Origin of the sequence: Paraburkholderia sp. MM6662-R1, assembly GCF_050436245.1 — a bacterium.
GTDB classification, from domain to species: Bacteria; Pseudomonadota; Gammaproteobacteria; order Burkholderiales; family Burkholderiaceae; genus Paraburkholderia; species Paraburkholderia tuberum.
This window is the reverse complement of sequence record NZ_JBNDLV010000001.1, coordinates 1,929,096-1,942,053: the sequence shown is the minus strand read 5'-3', so window position 1 is coordinate 1,942,053 and position 12,958 is coordinate 1,929,096. Positions and strand designations below refer to the sequence as shown.

At 64.8% G+C, this 12,958-nt stretch carries 12 protein-coding genes; 4 read left to right on the top strand and 8 right to left on the bottom strand.

Translation table 11 applies throughout. The features are described 5' to 3' along the window. Positions 1-21: 21 nt before the first annotated feature. The 3 genes from OKW39_RS09165 to OKW39_RS09155 all read left to right on the top strand — a co-directional run bounded on the left by OKW39_RS09165 (position 22) and on the right by OKW39_RS09155 (position 2,265). On the top strand, positions 22-666 hold the full coding sequence (locus tag OKW39_RS09165; protein WP_090803040.1) for an amino acid ABC transporter permease: 645 nt from the start codon (positions 22-24) through the stop codon (positions 664-666). Beyond that, the gene (locus OKW39_RS09160; protein ID WP_429362371.1) at positions 663-1,415 is read left to right on the top strand and encodes an amino acid ABC transporter ATP-binding protein; all 753 of its coding nucleotides are present in this window, start codon (positions 663-665) and stop codon (positions 1,413-1,415) included. Before OKW39_RS09165 ends, OKW39_RS09160 begins: the two co-directional genes overlap by 4 nt. Before the next feature lie 100 nt (positions 1,416-1,515). Then, positions 1,516-2,265, top strand: a complete 750-nt coding sequence (locus OKW39_RS09155; RefSeq protein ID WP_184067183.1) for an IclR family transcriptional regulator — start codon at positions 1,516-1,518, stop codon at positions 2,263-2,265. Between the two features lie 9 nt (positions 2,266-2,274). On the opposite strand, the gene OKW39_RS09150 is transcribed toward OKW39_RS09155, so the two are convergent. The 8 genes from OKW39_RS09150 to OKW39_RS09115 all read right to left on the bottom strand — a co-directional run bounded on the left by OKW39_RS09150 (position 2,275) and on the right by OKW39_RS09115 (position 11,552). After that, the gene (locus OKW39_RS09150; protein ID WP_429562472.1) at positions 2,275-3,168 is read right to left on the bottom strand and encodes a M48 family metallopeptidase; all 894 of its coding nucleotides are present in this window, start codon (positions 3,166-3,168) and stop codon (positions 2,275-2,277) included. Positions 3,169-3,216: 48 nt separating this feature from the next. Then, entirely contained in the window at positions 3,217-3,975 is a 759-nt protein-coding gene (locus OKW39_RS09145) for a lysophospholipid acyltransferase family protein (RefSeq protein WP_090803045.1), read from the bottom strand. 39 nt (positions 3,976-4,014) lie between these two features. Next, positions 4,015-4,569, bottom strand: coding sequence for a D-glycero-beta-D-manno-heptose 1,7-bisphosphate 7-phosphatase (gene gmhB, locus OKW39_RS09140; RefSeq protein ID WP_090803046.1), 555 nt, complete (start codon positions 4,567-4,569; stop codon positions 4,015-4,017). Between the two features lie 10 nt (positions 4,570-4,579). After that, positions 4,580-6,679, bottom strand: coding sequence for a glycine--tRNA ligase subunit beta (gene glyS / locus OKW39_RS09135; protein WP_429362369.1), 2,100 nt, complete (start codon positions 6,677-6,679; stop codon positions 4,580-4,582). Positions 6,680-6,694: 15 nt separating this feature from the next. Further along, complete coding sequence (gene glyQ / locus OKW39_RS09130; RefSeq protein WP_013088411.1) at positions 6,695-7,702, bottom strand: glycine--tRNA ligase subunit alpha; 1,008 nt, start codon at positions 7,700-7,702, stop codon at positions 6,695-6,697. A gap of 181 nt (positions 7,703-7,883) precedes the next feature. Then, positions 7,884-9,494, bottom strand: coding sequence for an FMN-binding glutamate synthase family protein (locus tag OKW39_RS09125; RefSeq protein ID WP_187611142.1), 1,611 nt, complete (start codon positions 9,492-9,494; stop codon positions 7,884-7,886). A gap of 264 nt (positions 9,495-9,758) precedes the next feature. Then, the gene (gene mnmA, locus OKW39_RS09120; RefSeq protein WP_429562471.1) at positions 9,759-11,012 is read right to left on the bottom strand and encodes a tRNA 2-thiouridine(34) synthase MnmA; all 1,254 of its coding nucleotides are present in this window, start codon (positions 11,010-11,012) and stop codon (positions 9,759-9,761) included. Positions 11,013-11,072: 60 nt separating this feature from the next. After that, positions 11,073-11,552: an NUDIX hydrolase gene (locus tag OKW39_RS09115; RefSeq protein ID WP_429562470.1), complete on the bottom strand. Its 480-nt coding sequence runs from the start codon at positions 11,550-11,552 to the stop codon at positions 11,073-11,075. Between the two features lie 251 nt (positions 11,553-11,803). Between OKW39_RS09115 and OKW39_RS09110 the strand changes: the two genes are divergently transcribed. Then, positions 11,804-12,946, top strand: coding sequence for a Re/Si-specific NAD(P)(+) transhydrogenase subunit alpha (locus OKW39_RS09110; protein ID WP_429562469.1), 1,143 nt, complete (start codon positions 11,804-11,806; stop codon positions 12,944-12,946). Positions 12,947-12,958 lie beyond the last annotated feature (12 nt).

Sequence of the window (12,958 nt, the reverse complement as noted above, 5' to 3'; positions counted from 1 at the left end):
TTCCCGGATTGGAGTTGGATCATGTCAGTCGAATTGCTGAAAACCAGTTTCTCAATCCTGCTGCAGGGTCTGGTGACGACGCTGTTGCTTTCCATTGCGTCCATCGTGGGCAGCACGCTGATCGGCCTGTTCGCCGCCGTCTTGCGGTCGTTCGGACCGTGGGGCACAGCCCGCCTTGCCAGACTCTATACGGAGCTGTTTCGCGGCACGCCGGTACTCATCACGCTGATGTTCATCTATTTCGGCGTGTCGTACTTCGGTTACGCGATCGACGTCTTCGCAGCCGGCGTCATCGGCTTGAGCGTCTATCAGGGCGCCTACATCGCCGAAATCTTCCGCTCAGGGATCGAGGCGGTACCCAAAGGTCAATGGGAGGTATCTCAGATCCTCGGCCTCACGCGGGCTCAGTCGTTCTCGTTCGTCGTGCTGCCTCAGACGGGAAAGATCGTGTTGCCGCCTCTCGTCGGTCAGTATCTGTCGCTCATCAAGGACACGTCGATCGTCAGCATGATCGGAATGTCCGAGTTGATGCATGGTGGCCAGGCCATCGTCGACCGGGTCGGAAAGCCCGTGGAAATCTACGGACTCGTCGCACTCATTTACTTCGCCGTGTGCTTCCCGCTCTCGCAATGGGTGCGCCACCATGACCGCAGGAGATTGTCGTGAGTAACCAAAGCCAAACCAGACCCATCATTTCACTGACGGGCGTCAGCAAAGCATTCGGTTCGACTCGGGTGTTGAACGAAATCAATCTCGAGGTTCGCTCGGGCGAAGTGCTGGTGCTCATTGGCGCGTCCGGCTCGGGTAAGAGCACGGTCTTGCGAATCATGGCGGGATTGGAGACCACCGATTCCGGCGAGGTCTGGGTCAACGATGTGCCCATGCATGATCCGCGCCGAGCGCGAGAGATTCGTGGCCATGTCGGCATGGTCTTCCAGCAGTTCAATCTGTTTCCTCACAAGACCGCGCTCGGCAATGTCACGCTCGCGCTTATCAAGGCACGCCGCATGAGTCCGGACGACGCGCGCAAGCGCGCCATGGACACACTCGAGCGTGTCGGGCTCGCGGACCGCGCGGCACACTATCCAAGCCAGTTGTCGGGCGGTCAGCAGCAACGCGTGGCAATTGCGCGAGCGCTCGCGGTCGAGCCCGGCATCATGTTCTTCGACGAGGCGACGTCCGCGCTGGATCCGGAGCTGGTCGGCGAGGTCACCGAGGTGATGCGTGGGCTCGCGCGTGACGGCATGACGATGGTCGTCGTCACGCATGAAATGGGCTTTGCCCGCAAGACCGCCGACCGCGTCGTCTTCATGGACAAGGGCGTCATCGCCGAGCAGGGCGATCCGGAACAGATCTTCGTCAATCCCGCGAACGAACGCACGCGGCAATTTCTGCACAGAGTCCTCGACCATTGACCTGTCGCGGCCTGCAAGTCGCTTTCGCGGGTCTGCCGCGCGATAAACTCACGTCGCTTGAAAGACAACCGGTCGGATGAACGCTTTACGGAGTGAACGCATGGCTGTAACCGAATCGTCTCGGGCGAGAGGCGTGGATCGCGTCATCGCGATGTTCCGGCAATTGCACGTCGCCCAACGCCCGCTGACCATGCGCGAATTAATCGAGGCGACCGGCGCGCCGCGTTCGAGCATTTACGAGCTGGTCGCGATTCTCGCGGAAGTGGGCTGGCTCGAGACGGCCGCGGATGGGAGCGTGTTCTTCGGGCGCGAGATGCACTACTACGGGTCCGACTATGCAACGCACAACGATCTGATTAGCCGCGCGCATCAATCCATTCTGGCATTGGTACGGAAGTACGACGAGACCACGCAGCTGTGCATGCTGGAAGGCAACAAGTACACGGTCGTGTTATCCGAGAACAGTGCCCGGCCATTCAACATCAGTTCGGACATCGGCGTGAGAGTGCCGATTCCGTGGACCGCCACGGGACGTCTGCTGCTAGGTCACCTGAATGCCGACGAGATTCGCGCGCTCATTCCGGCCGAAGATTTCATCCTCGACAACGGGGTGAATATCGAATTCGACGAATTCCTGAACGACGTGCAGGCCGCAAAAGAACGAGGCTACTGCTGCACCGAAGGACTCTCGAATGCGTTCAGGCTTTGTATGGCAGCGCCGATTCGCGACCGTGCGGGACTGCCGATTGCGGCGCTGTGTTTCATGACCGGTCGCGACACGAGCCCGGACAGGCGCGGCGTGATGCTCGACGATCTGTTGCAGTCCGCGAAAGCGCTCTCGCATAGATAGCGCCCGGCCTCAAAGCGTCGGCAACAGCTCCGGCGGATGCGACTTCAGTGTCTGCCGCGCCTCGCGAAATTCCGGAAAAATCGATTCGACCGTCTGCCAGAAGCGCGGACTGTGATTCATCTCGCGCAGATGCGACAGCTCATGCGCGACGACGTAGTCGATGATCGACAGCGGAAAGTGGATGAGCCGCCAGTTCAGGCGGATTTTGCCGTCGCTCGAACAACTGCCCCAGCGCGTCGCCGCCGAAGACAAGGCATACGCGCGATAGTTGACGCCCAGCTTCTGCGCGTAGATCGCCAGACGCTCGCCGAACAGCCGCTTCGCTTCTCCTTGCAGCCAGCCCTGCACGCGATCCTTGATCTGCTGCGGGTCGGCTTGCAACGGCAGCGGCAATTGCAGCGCGCCGTGCTCGGCGCTGAACGCGAGCATGCCTTGCGGCGCGCCGAGCGTCACGCGCACCGGCTGACCGAGGTAGGGCACTTCGGCGCCGTCTTGCCAGTCGATCTTCGGCAATGCACGCTGCTCGACGCGCGTTTGCCATTCGATCAGCTTCGTAAAAATCCAACGCTGTTTTTCGGTGATCGCGGTTTCGATATCGGCGAGCGTGACCCAGCGCGGCGCGGTGATCGTGAGGCCGGTGCTGTCGATCGCAAAGCCGATCGAGCGGCGCGCGGAACGCTTGAGCGCGTAATGCAGCGTGCGTGAACCGATGGCGAGACTGCGCAGCTTGCTGCCGTCCGGCGCGAGCGGCGCGACGGGCGGCCGGGCCGGTGCTGAGCCCAATGAACCCGGCGCGGAAGGTGAAGGAGACGACGACGTCGACCCCGGCTCGGCGAAGAGCGGGAGATCGAGCTGCCGGTTTTCGAGCGCCGCGGCGGGCTGCGGCGTAAGAGACTTCTGCATCGGCTTCGCTTCGCGCAATACGCCTTCGGAGTTCGAGGGCGTGGCGCGTCAGATGGGCGCGGCGGCGGAATCGTTAGCCGCCGCGCTGTAGGCAGTCGGATCGATGCGGCGCATCTCGGCTTCGATCCACTGCTCGACGCGCGTGTTCACTTCGTCGGGCGTGAGCCCCGTCGTGTCGATCGGCTTGCCAATCGACACCGTGACTATACCCGGATATTTAAGAAACGAGTTGCGCGGCCATACGCGGCCCGCGTTGTGCGCGATCGGCACGACGGGGGCACCGCTCGCGATCGCGAAGCGCGCGCCGCCGGTCTTGTACTTGCCCTGCTTGCCGGTCGGCGTGCGCGTGCCTTCCGGAAACATGATGACCCATGCGCCTTCGGCCATGCGGGCCTTGCCCTGGTTCGTGACCGATACGAACGCGTATTTGCCTTCCTTGCGGTTGATGTGAACCATCTTCAGCATGCCGAGCGCCCAGCCGAAGAACGGCACATACAAGAGCTCGCGCTTGAACACGTAGCACAGCGGGCGCGGCATGATCGCCGGAAACGCGAGCGTTTCCCACGCCGACTGGTGCTTCGACAGCAGCACGGCCGGGCCGTTGGGCAGATTCTCGAAACCTTCGATGCGGTAGCGGATGCCGTTCAGGTAGCGCACCGTCCACAGCGTCAGACGACACCAGCCGGCCGCCATCCAGTAGCGGTTTTCCGCGCGCAGGAACGGAAACGCGATGAAGCACGCGGTCGCGTACGGCACCGTGAACACAACGAAATAAATCAGCAGCAGCAGGGAACGGATAAAGCGCATCGGCGTGGTCGGTGGGGGGTGGGAGCGCGGTGCGCGCGTTTATTCCTGAGCGTCGGCGAGAAAGTCGAGCGCGAACGCGCGCAGGTCGTCGTGCACGATCGTGCCTTCGGGCAAGCCGCCCGCGGCGAGGGTCTTGCGGCCCTTGCCGGTCAGCACCAGATGAACCGGGTGACCGAGCGCAGCGCCCGCCTGCAGATCGCGCAGAGAATCGCCGACCGTCGGCGTATGCGCCGGATCGACCTCGAAACGCTCGGTGATCATCTTCAGCATGCCCGGCTTCGGCTTGCGGCATTCGCAGTGATCTTCCGCCGTGTGTGGGCAGAAGAACACCGCTTCGATGCGCGCGCCGACCGCTGCCGCCATCCGGTGCATCTTCAGATGCATCGCGTTCAACGCATCCATGTCGAACAGACCGCGGCCGATGCCCGACTGGTTCGTCGCGACTGCGACGCGATAGCCGGCGTGGTTCAGGCGTGCGATCGCTTCCAGCGAGCCGGGCAGCGCGACCCATTCGTCCGGCGACTTGATGAACGCGTCGGAGTCGACGTTGATCACACCGTCGCGGTCGAGGATCACCACTTTCTTGATCGGCATGGCGCAGTGCTCAGGCGGCGAGTCGGGAAATATCGGCGACGCAGTTCATCTGCTGATGCAGCGCGCCGAGCAGAGCCAGACGGTTCGCGCGCAACGCGGGGTCTTCGGCGTTGACCATCACGTCGTTGAAGAACGTGTCCACCGGTTCGCGCAGCGCGGCCAGCGCCGTCAGCGCGCCGGTGTAGTCGCGCACGGCCAGTTGCGATTGCACGCGCGGCGTGACCTGTTCGAGCTGCGCGTTGAGCGCCTTCTCCGCTGCCTCGGTGAGCAAGCTGGGCTGCACGCTGCCGTTCGTCACGCCTTCCGACTTCTTCAGGATGTTCGAGATACGCTTGTTGGCCGCCGCGAGCGACGCCGCTTCGGCCAGTGACGCGAATTCGCGCACCGCGTCGAGGCGCGCGACGAGGTCGTCGAGCCGCGTCGGGTTCAGCGCGAGCACCGCGTCGATTTCGCCGGCCGCGTAGCCGCGTTCGCGCAGCAGGCCGCGCAGGCGGTCCATGCTGAACTCGTAGATCGCGTCGGTCGAATCGGCGACGTTCGGCACGCCGGCGAATTGCGCATAAGCGATGCGCAGCAGCTCGACGAAGTCGACGTTCAACTGTTTCTCGACCAGAATGCGCAGCACGCCGAGCGCATGACGGCGCAGCGCGAACGGGTCTTTCTCGCCGGTGGGCTGCAGGCCGATGCCCCAGATGCCGACCAGCGTTTCGAGCTTGTCGGCGAGCGCGACGACGGTGCCGGTCGCGGTGGTGGGCAAGGCGTCGCCCGAGAAGCGCGGCTGGTAGTGTTCCGAGCATGCGAGCGCGACTTCTTCCGGCTCGCCGTCGTGGCGCGCGTAGTACGTGCCCATCGTGCCTTGCAGCTCGGGGAATTCGCCGACCATGTCGGTGATCAGGTCGGCTTTCGCGAGGCGCGCGGCGCGCGTCGCGAGCGCGACGTTGGCGCCGGTCAGTGCGGCGATCGCGCCGGCCAGCCCTTCGAGCCGCTCCACGCGTTGCAGCGCCGAGCCGAGCTTGTTGTGATAAACGACGTTCGCGAGCAGTGGCACGCGATCCGCGAGCGGCTTCTTCTTGTCTTGCGTGAAGAAGAACTTCGCATCGGCGAGACGCGGACGCACCACGCGCTCATTGCCTTCGACGATCTCGACCGGCGTCGCCGTCTCGATGTTCGACACGATCAGGAAGCGCGAGCGCAGCTTGCCGTTCGCATCGGTCAGCGCGAAGTACTTCTGGTTCGTCTGCATCGTCAGGATCAGGCATTCCTGCGGCACTTGCAGGAATTCGTCCTCGAAGCGGCACTCATAGACGACCGGCCATTCGACCAGCGACGTCACTTCGTCGAGCAGCGCTTCGGGCATCACGACCTTGTCGTCACCGGCTTGCGCGAGCAGTTGCGAGCGGATCGCTTCCTTGCGCTTCGCGAAGCTCGCGATCACGCGGCCTCTGTGTTCGAGCGTTTCGGCATACGACTGCGCGTGCTGGATCTGCACGAAGCCTTCGGACAGGAAGCGGTGGCCGAGCGTGGTGTCGTCGGCGTCGATGCCGAGCACGCTGACCGGCACGACCTCTTCGCCGTGCAGCGTGGTCAGTCGATGCACCGGGCGCACGAACTGCACGCTCGAACCGTCCGGGCGCTGATACGTCATCGGCTTTGCGATCGGCAGCTTCGCGAGCGTTTCGTCGAGCGCGCCTTGCAGGCCGTCGGCGAGCGTCGCGCCCGGCGCCGCGTAGCGCAGGAAGAACGCTTCGGCTTTACCGTCCTGGGCGCGTTCGAGATCGTTCACCGTGAAGTCGGGGAAGCCGAGCGCGGCGAGTTTCTTCGCGAGCGGCGCGGTGGGCTGGCCGTCTTTATCGAGCGCGACGGAAACCGGCAGCACTTTTTCGCGCACGTGTTTTTCCGGCGCGAGCGCGCGCACGTTGTGAATCGTCACCGCGAGACGACGCGGCGTGGCAAAGCGTTCGAACGACGGCTCGCCGTCGATCAGGTCGCGCGCTGCGAGGCGCTGCGCAATACCTTCGGCGAAGGCGTCGCCGAGACGGGCGAGCGCCTTCGGCGGCAGTTCTTCGGTCAGCAGCTCGACGAGCAGGGTAGCGTGTTGAGATTGAGTCATTGATTGAAGTTCTCGTCAGTCCTGGTCGATCTTGCGTTCGACTTTCAGCGGCGGCGCCCACGCGGGCATCGCGGCGTCCTGCTCGTCGGTGGTGAGGCCGGGCACGCCGTGCACCGGATTGCCGAGCATCGGGAAGCCGAGCTTTTCGCGCGAGTCGTAGTAGGCCTGCGCGACCAGACGCGACAGCGCGCGAATCCGGCCGATGTACGCCGCGCGTTCCGTGACCGAAATCGCGCCGCGCGCGTCGAGCAGGTTGAACGTGTGGCCGGCCTTCAGCACGAGCTCATAGGCGGGCAGCGCGATCTGCGCATCGATCATGCGCTTCGCTTCCGCTTCGTAGCTGTTGAAGAAAGTGAACAGCAGATCGACGTTCGCGTGCTCGAAGTTGTAGGTGGACTGCTCGACCTCGTTCTGGTGATACACGTCGCCGTAGGTCAGGCGGCGCAGTTCGGGGCCGTTCGGGCCTTGTTCTTCCCACTCGGTCCAGACGAGGTCGTAGACGTTCTCGACCTTCTGCAGATACATCGCGAGGCGCTCGAGACCGTAGGTGATTTCGCCGAGCACCGGCTTGCAGTCTAGACCGCCGACCTGCTGGAAGTACGTGAACTGCGTCACTTCCATGCCGTTCAGCCACACTTCCCAGCCCAGCCCCCATGCGCCGAGCGTCGGGTTTTCCCAGTCGTCCTCGACGAAACGCACGTCGTTCTGCTTCAGGTCGAAGCCGAGCGCTTCGAGCGAGCCGAGGTACAGGTCGAGAATGTTTTCCGGCGCGGGCTTGAGCACCACCTGATACTGGTAGTAGTGCTGCAGACGGTTCGGGTTCTCGCCGTAGCGGCCATCTTTCGGGCGGCGCGACGGCTGCACGTAGGCGGCGCGCCACGGCTCGGGGCCGATCGCGCGCAGGAACGTATGGACGTGGGACGTGCCCGCGCCGACTTCCATGTCGATCGGCTGGAGCAACGCGCAGCCCTGCTTGTCCCAGTAGGACTGCAAGGTCAGGATGATTTGCTGAAACGTGAGCATGAAGTGCCTTTCGGGCATGGGGCCATGCCGCGCGCGCCTAAGCGCGCGAGGGGGTCGTGGAGCGAAGTGCTAAACCGGAGATTTTAACGGAAAGGAAGGGGGGCGGCCCGTTTTGCGGGGTCGGACGGGCCGCGATGCGGTTTTTGGGCGACAGGCGACGCGGCAAGGGCCGCGCGCACGTTCAGCTCGCCGCCAGCTCCGCCTTCGGCGAGAACGAATCGCTTTGCGCGATCGGCCAGTACGTCTCGAACAGTGTATAGCGATAGTTGCCGTTGAGCAGGTCGTTCGGTTCGAGATATTTGAGCAGATCCGACATCAGCCGCACCTCATGCGAGGACACGCGCCGCACGATGTGATGCGCGCGCAACTCAGCCGGATGCCGGAGCCCGGCGGCCTGGATGATTTCCTGCAACGCGTGCAGCGTGTTGTGGTGGAAGTTGAACACGCGATCGGCCTTGTCCGGCACCACCAGCGCACGCTGGCGCACCGGGTCCTGGGTCGCGACGCCGGTCGGGCAGCGGCCGGTATGGCAGGTCTGCGCCTGGATGCAGCCGACCGCGAACATGAAGCCGCGCGCCGCGTTGACCCAGTCCGCGCCGATCGCGAGCGTCTTCGCGATATCGAACGCGGTGATCATCTTGCCGCTCGCGCCGATGCGGATGCGTTGCCGCAGACCGATGCCGACCAGCGTGTTGTGCACGAGCAGCAGCCCCTCCTGCAACGGCACGCCGACGTGATCGGTGAATTCGAGCGGTGCCGCGCCGGTGCCGCCTTCCGCGCCGTCCACGACGATGAAGTCCGGCAGAATGCCCGTTTCCAGCATCGCCTTCGCGATACCGAAGAATTCCCACGGATGCCCGATGCACAGCTTGAAGCCGGTCGGCTTGCCGCCCGACAGCGTGCGCAGCCGCTCGACGAATTCGAGCAGCTCGCGCGGCGTCGAGAACTCGGAGTGCGTCGCCGGCGAGATGCAGTCGCGGCCCATCGGCACGCCGCGCGTCTCGGCGATTTCGGGCGTGATCTTCGCGCCCGGCAGCACGCCGCCGTGACCGGGCTTCGCGCCTTGCGACAGCTTCACCTCGATCATCTTCACCTGCGGTTCGGCGGCCTGCTTCGCGAACTTCTCCGCGTTGAAGGTGCCGTCGTCGTTACGGCATCCAAAATAGCCGGACGCGATTTCCCAGATGATGTCGCCGCCATGTTCGCGATGATATTTCGACATCGAACCTTCGCCGGTGTCGTGCGCGAAGTTGCCTTTCTTCGCGCCGAGGTTCAGCGCCATGATCGCATTGGCCGATAGCGAGCCGAAGCTCATCGCCGACACGTTGAAGATCGACATCGAATACGGCTGCCCGCGATCGGGGCCGACGACGATGCGAAAGTCGTGACCGTCGAGCGTGGTCGGCGCGAGCGAGTGGCTGATCCATTCGTGCGCGACCGCCTTCACGTCGATCCGCGTGCCGTATGGGCGGCTGTCGACATCGTTCTTCGAGCGCTGATAGACGATGCTGCGTTGCGCGCGCGAGAACGGCTTCTCGTCGGTATCGTCTTCGACGAAATACTGACGGATTTCCGGGCGGATGGATTCGAAAATGAAACGCAGGTGGCCCCACAGCGGGTAATTGCGCAGGATTGCATGGCGCTGTTGGCTCAGGTCGAACACGCCGAGCGCGACGAGCGCGGCCGGCACGAGGATCCAGAACCACGACAGGTGATGCGTCGCGGCGAGCGCGGCACATACCGCGGTGAGGGCGATTGCGCACCACATGGCCAGATAGCGTTGAGAAAACATGGGGACTCCAGTGCAGTGAAGATCATTGCGGCGGCATCGTCCGCACGGGAGCGCGGGCGGTATCGGTCGCGAAGGAAAGCTGGCGGTTGCGGGTCACGGTGCGACGCGGACCGGCGAAGCCCGAAGATAAGGCCTGCGAATGGAAGCCAAGCGTCGCACGCGAAGGTGAAGTGTGTGTGAATGCGCGCCAGGCGGGGCAAACATGGTGAACGGCGCGAACCTGCCGGAATGGTACGACCCACCGCGCCCGCCGTTATGCATCGCTCAACGCGCGCCGAGCAGAGCCGCTTTTTGCCGCGGGGTTTGCGGCTCGTCCCGCGGCTGGCCTTGCGGCTGCTTTGGCTTGTGCGCCTGCTTGCGACGCTGCGCGCGGGTTTGCTTCGGCGCCTGATCCTGCGGCAGCTCGGCCGGTTGCCCGGTCATCGCGCGTTCGATGATGCCGCCGCCGAGGCACACGTCGCCGTCATACAGCACCGCCGATTGGCCCGGCGTGACGGCCCATTGCGCGGCGTCGAAGGTCAGTTCGAAGAGGCCTTCGCCCGAACCGCCTCCCGCCGAGGCGTTGAACGTGCACGCCGCGTCGGCCTGCCGGTAGCGCGTCTTCGCGCCGCACGCGAAGCCGTCGGCCGGCGGCTCGCCCGCGACCCAGCTCGTGTTGCCCGCCGACAGCGTATGGCACAGCAGCCACGGATGGTCGTGTCCCTGCGCGACGTACAGCGTATTCGTCGGAATATCCTTGCCGGCGGCGAACCAGGGCTCGCCGCTGCCGTCCTTGCTGCCGCCGAGACCGATGCCCTTGCGCTGGCCGAACGTGTAGAACGCGAGGCCGATGTGCTCGCCGACGATCTTGCCGTCGGTGGTCTTCATCGGGCCCGGCCTGGTCGGCAGATAGCGGTTCAGGAAGTCGCGGAAAGGCCGCTCGCCGATGAAGCAGATGCCGGTCGAATCCTTCTTCTTCGCGTTCGGCAGGCCGATCTGCGCGGCGATCTCGCGGACCTTCGTCTTGGGAATTTCGCCGAGCGGGAACAGTGTTTTCGACAGCTGCGCCTGGTTCAGCCGATGCAGGAAGTACGACTGGTCCTTGGTATGGTCGAGCGCCTTCAGCAGCTCGAAGCGGCCATCGTTCTCGCGCACGCGCGCGTAGTGGCCGGTCGCGATCGTTTGCGCGCCGAGCGACATCGCGTGATCGAGGAAGGCCTTGAACTTGATCTCGGCGTTGCACAGCACGTCCGGGTTCGGCGTGCGGCCGGCCGAATATTCGCGCAGGAATTCGGCGAACACGCGGTCCTTGTACTCGGCCGCGAAGTTGACCGCCTCGACGTCGATGCCGATCAGGTCCGCCACCGACACCACGTCGATCCAGTCCTGGCGCGTCGAGCAGTATTCGCTGTCGTCGTCGTCTTCCCAGTTCTTCATGAACAGGCCGACCACGTCATAGCCCTGTTCCTTTAGCAGCCACGCGGTGACCGACGAATCGACGCCGCCCGACATGCCTACTACGACTTTGCGCTTGCTCATAAGGTACTCACTGGGTGCTGCATGACTGCGCATGGATCTATGGGGCCGCTCGTGACGGCCCTATTGCTTCGGCGCAACCGAATGCGTATGGACGACGTCGAGCGGGAAACGCCGGCCGGCCAGGTAATCGTCGATGCACTGCATCACGAGCGGCGTGCGATGCCGCTCGGGGCACGCGCGCAACTCATCGGCGCTCATCCACAGCGTGCGGACGATGTCGGGATCGAGCGAACTCGCCGGGTCCGGTTCGCCGCCCGCGCCGCAATAGGTGAAGCGCAGGTACGTGGTGCCCGCGCGGTCCGGCAGCTCGAAGTGGGTCATGTACATGCCGACGAGCGCCTCGGGCGCGAACGGATGCGCGGTTTCCTCGAACGTTTCGCGGATCACCGCTTCCAGCAGCGTTTCGCCCGCCTCGAGGTGGCCGGCGGGCTGGTTCAGGCGCAGGCCGGCGGCAGTGTGTTCCTCGACTAGCAGGAAGCGCCCGTCACGCTCGACGATCGCCGCGACGGTCACGTGCGGCCGCCAGGTTTCCGATTTCATGGGTGCGCATTTTACCGGTTATGCGCGCCGGCTGCCTGGTGACCGCTGGCAGCCGGTTCGCAGCGTGTTCGAGGTGGCATCGCGACCGATTCGTAACAGTTTGGCGGTCTGTCGCGCATTCGCATCGACCCCGATATTTGTGATGTGGCGGTTTCCGGTTAAAGTGGGGCCTGCGTTAGCCGTTGCATGTGCAAGCCGGCGAGCCTCGTCGGCAGGTCTGTCGTCAAACAGGAAGTCGAGGAGGAACAACGATGCACATCGGAGTGCCAGCCGAGACGCGCGCGCATGAAACCCGCGTTGCCGCGACGCCCGAGACGGTCAAGAAGTACGTGGCGCAAGGCCACCGGGTCACGCTCCAGAGCGGCGCCGGCGCCGGCGCGAGCTTTCCCGATGACGCCTATACGGCCGTGGGCGCGGAAATCGTCGATGCCGCCACTGCATTCGGCGCAGATCTCGTCCTCAAAGTCCAATCCCCCACCGATTCCGAACTGCCGCTGCTCAAGCGCGGCGCGACGCTGGTCGGCATGCTCGATCCGTTCAACGCCGACAACGCGGGCAAGCTCGCCGCGGCCGGCGTCACCGCGTTCGCGCTCGAAGCCGCGCCGCGCACCACGCGCGCGCAGAGCCTCGACGTGCTGTCGTCGCAGGCGAACATCGCCGGCTACAAGGCGGTGCTGCTCGCGGCGACGCTCTATCCGCGCTTCATGCCGATGCTGATGACCGCGGCCGGCACCGTGAAGGCCGCGCGCGTGCTGATTCTCGGCGCGGGCGTGGCTGGCCTGCAGGCGATCGCCACCGCGAAGCGCCTCGGCGCCGTGCTGGAGGCGTCCGACGTGCGCCCGGCCGTCAAGGAGCAGATCGAGTCGCTCGGCGCGAAGTTCCTCGACGTGCCCTACGAGACCGACGAGGAGCGCGAGGCCGCGCAAGGTGTGGGCGGCTATGCACGGCCGATGCCGCCGTCGTGGCTCGCGCGCCAGTCGGCGCTGGTGCACGAGCGCGCAAAGCAGGCCGACATCGTCATTTCGACCGCGCTGATTCCAGGCCGCCCCGCGCCGACGCTGCTGTCGGTCGAAACCGTGCAGGCGATGAAACCGGGCTCGGTGCTCGTCGACCTCGCGGCCGGCCGCGGCCCCGAAGTCGACGGCCGGCGCGGCGGCAATTGTCCGCTGACCGAGGCGGACCAGGTGGTGGTGCGCTATGGCGTGCAGATCGTCGGCTACACGAATCTCGCCGCGATGGTGCCCGCCGACGCGTCGTCGCTGTACGCGCGCAACGTGCTCGACTTCCTGAAGCTGATTATCGCCAAGGAAGGCACGCTGAACATCGATCTCGCGGACGACATCGTCGCGGCCACGCTGCTGGCTCGCGACGGCCAGGTCGCGCGCAACGCATAGGGGGAAGCCGAA

Excerpts from the sequence above, each read along its gene's own strand:
- glyS (WP_429362369.1), bottom strand. The coding sequence starts at position 6,679 with ATGACTCAATCTCAACACGCTACCCTGCTCGTCGAGCTGCTGACCGAA.
- OKW39_RS09110 (WP_429562469.1), top strand. The coding sequence starts at position 11,804 with ATGCACATCGGAGTGCCAGCCGAGACGCGCGCGCATGAAACCCGCGTT.
- OKW39_RS09145 (WP_090803045.1), bottom strand. The coding sequence starts at position 3,975 with ATGCGCTTTATCCGTTCCCTGCTGCTGCTGATTTATTTCGTTGTGTTC.
- gmhB (WP_090803046.1), bottom strand. The coding sequence starts at position 4,569 with ATGCCGATCAAGAAAGTGGTGATCCTCGACCGCGACGGTGTGATCAAC.
- OKW39_RS09150 (WP_429562472.1), bottom strand. The coding sequence starts at position 3,168 with ATGCAGAAGTCTCTTACGCCGCAGCCCGCCGCGGCGCTCGAAAACCGG.
- glyQ (WP_013088411.1), bottom strand. The coding sequence starts at position 7,702 with ATGCTCACGTTTCAGCAAATCATCCTGACCTTGCAGTCCTACTGGGAC.
- mnmA (WP_429562471.1), bottom strand. The coding sequence starts at position 11,012 with ATGAGCAAGCGCAAAGTCGTAGTAGGCATGTCGGGCGGCGTCGATTCG.
- OKW39_RS09165 (WP_090803040.1), top strand. The coding sequence starts at position 22 with ATGTCAGTCGAATTGCTGAAAACCAGTTTCTCAATCCTGCTGCAGGGT.
- OKW39_RS09115 (WP_429562470.1), bottom strand. The coding sequence starts at position 11,552 with ATGAAATCGGAAACCTGGCGGCCGCACGTGACCGTCGCGGCGATCGTC.
- OKW39_RS09125 (WP_187611142.1), bottom strand. The coding sequence starts at position 9,494 with ATGTTTTCTCAACGCTATCTGGCCATGTGGTGCGCAATCGCCCTCACC.
- OKW39_RS09155 (WP_184067183.1), top strand. The coding sequence starts at position 1,516 with ATGGCTGTAACCGAATCGTCTCGGGCGAGAGGCGTGGATCGCGTCATC.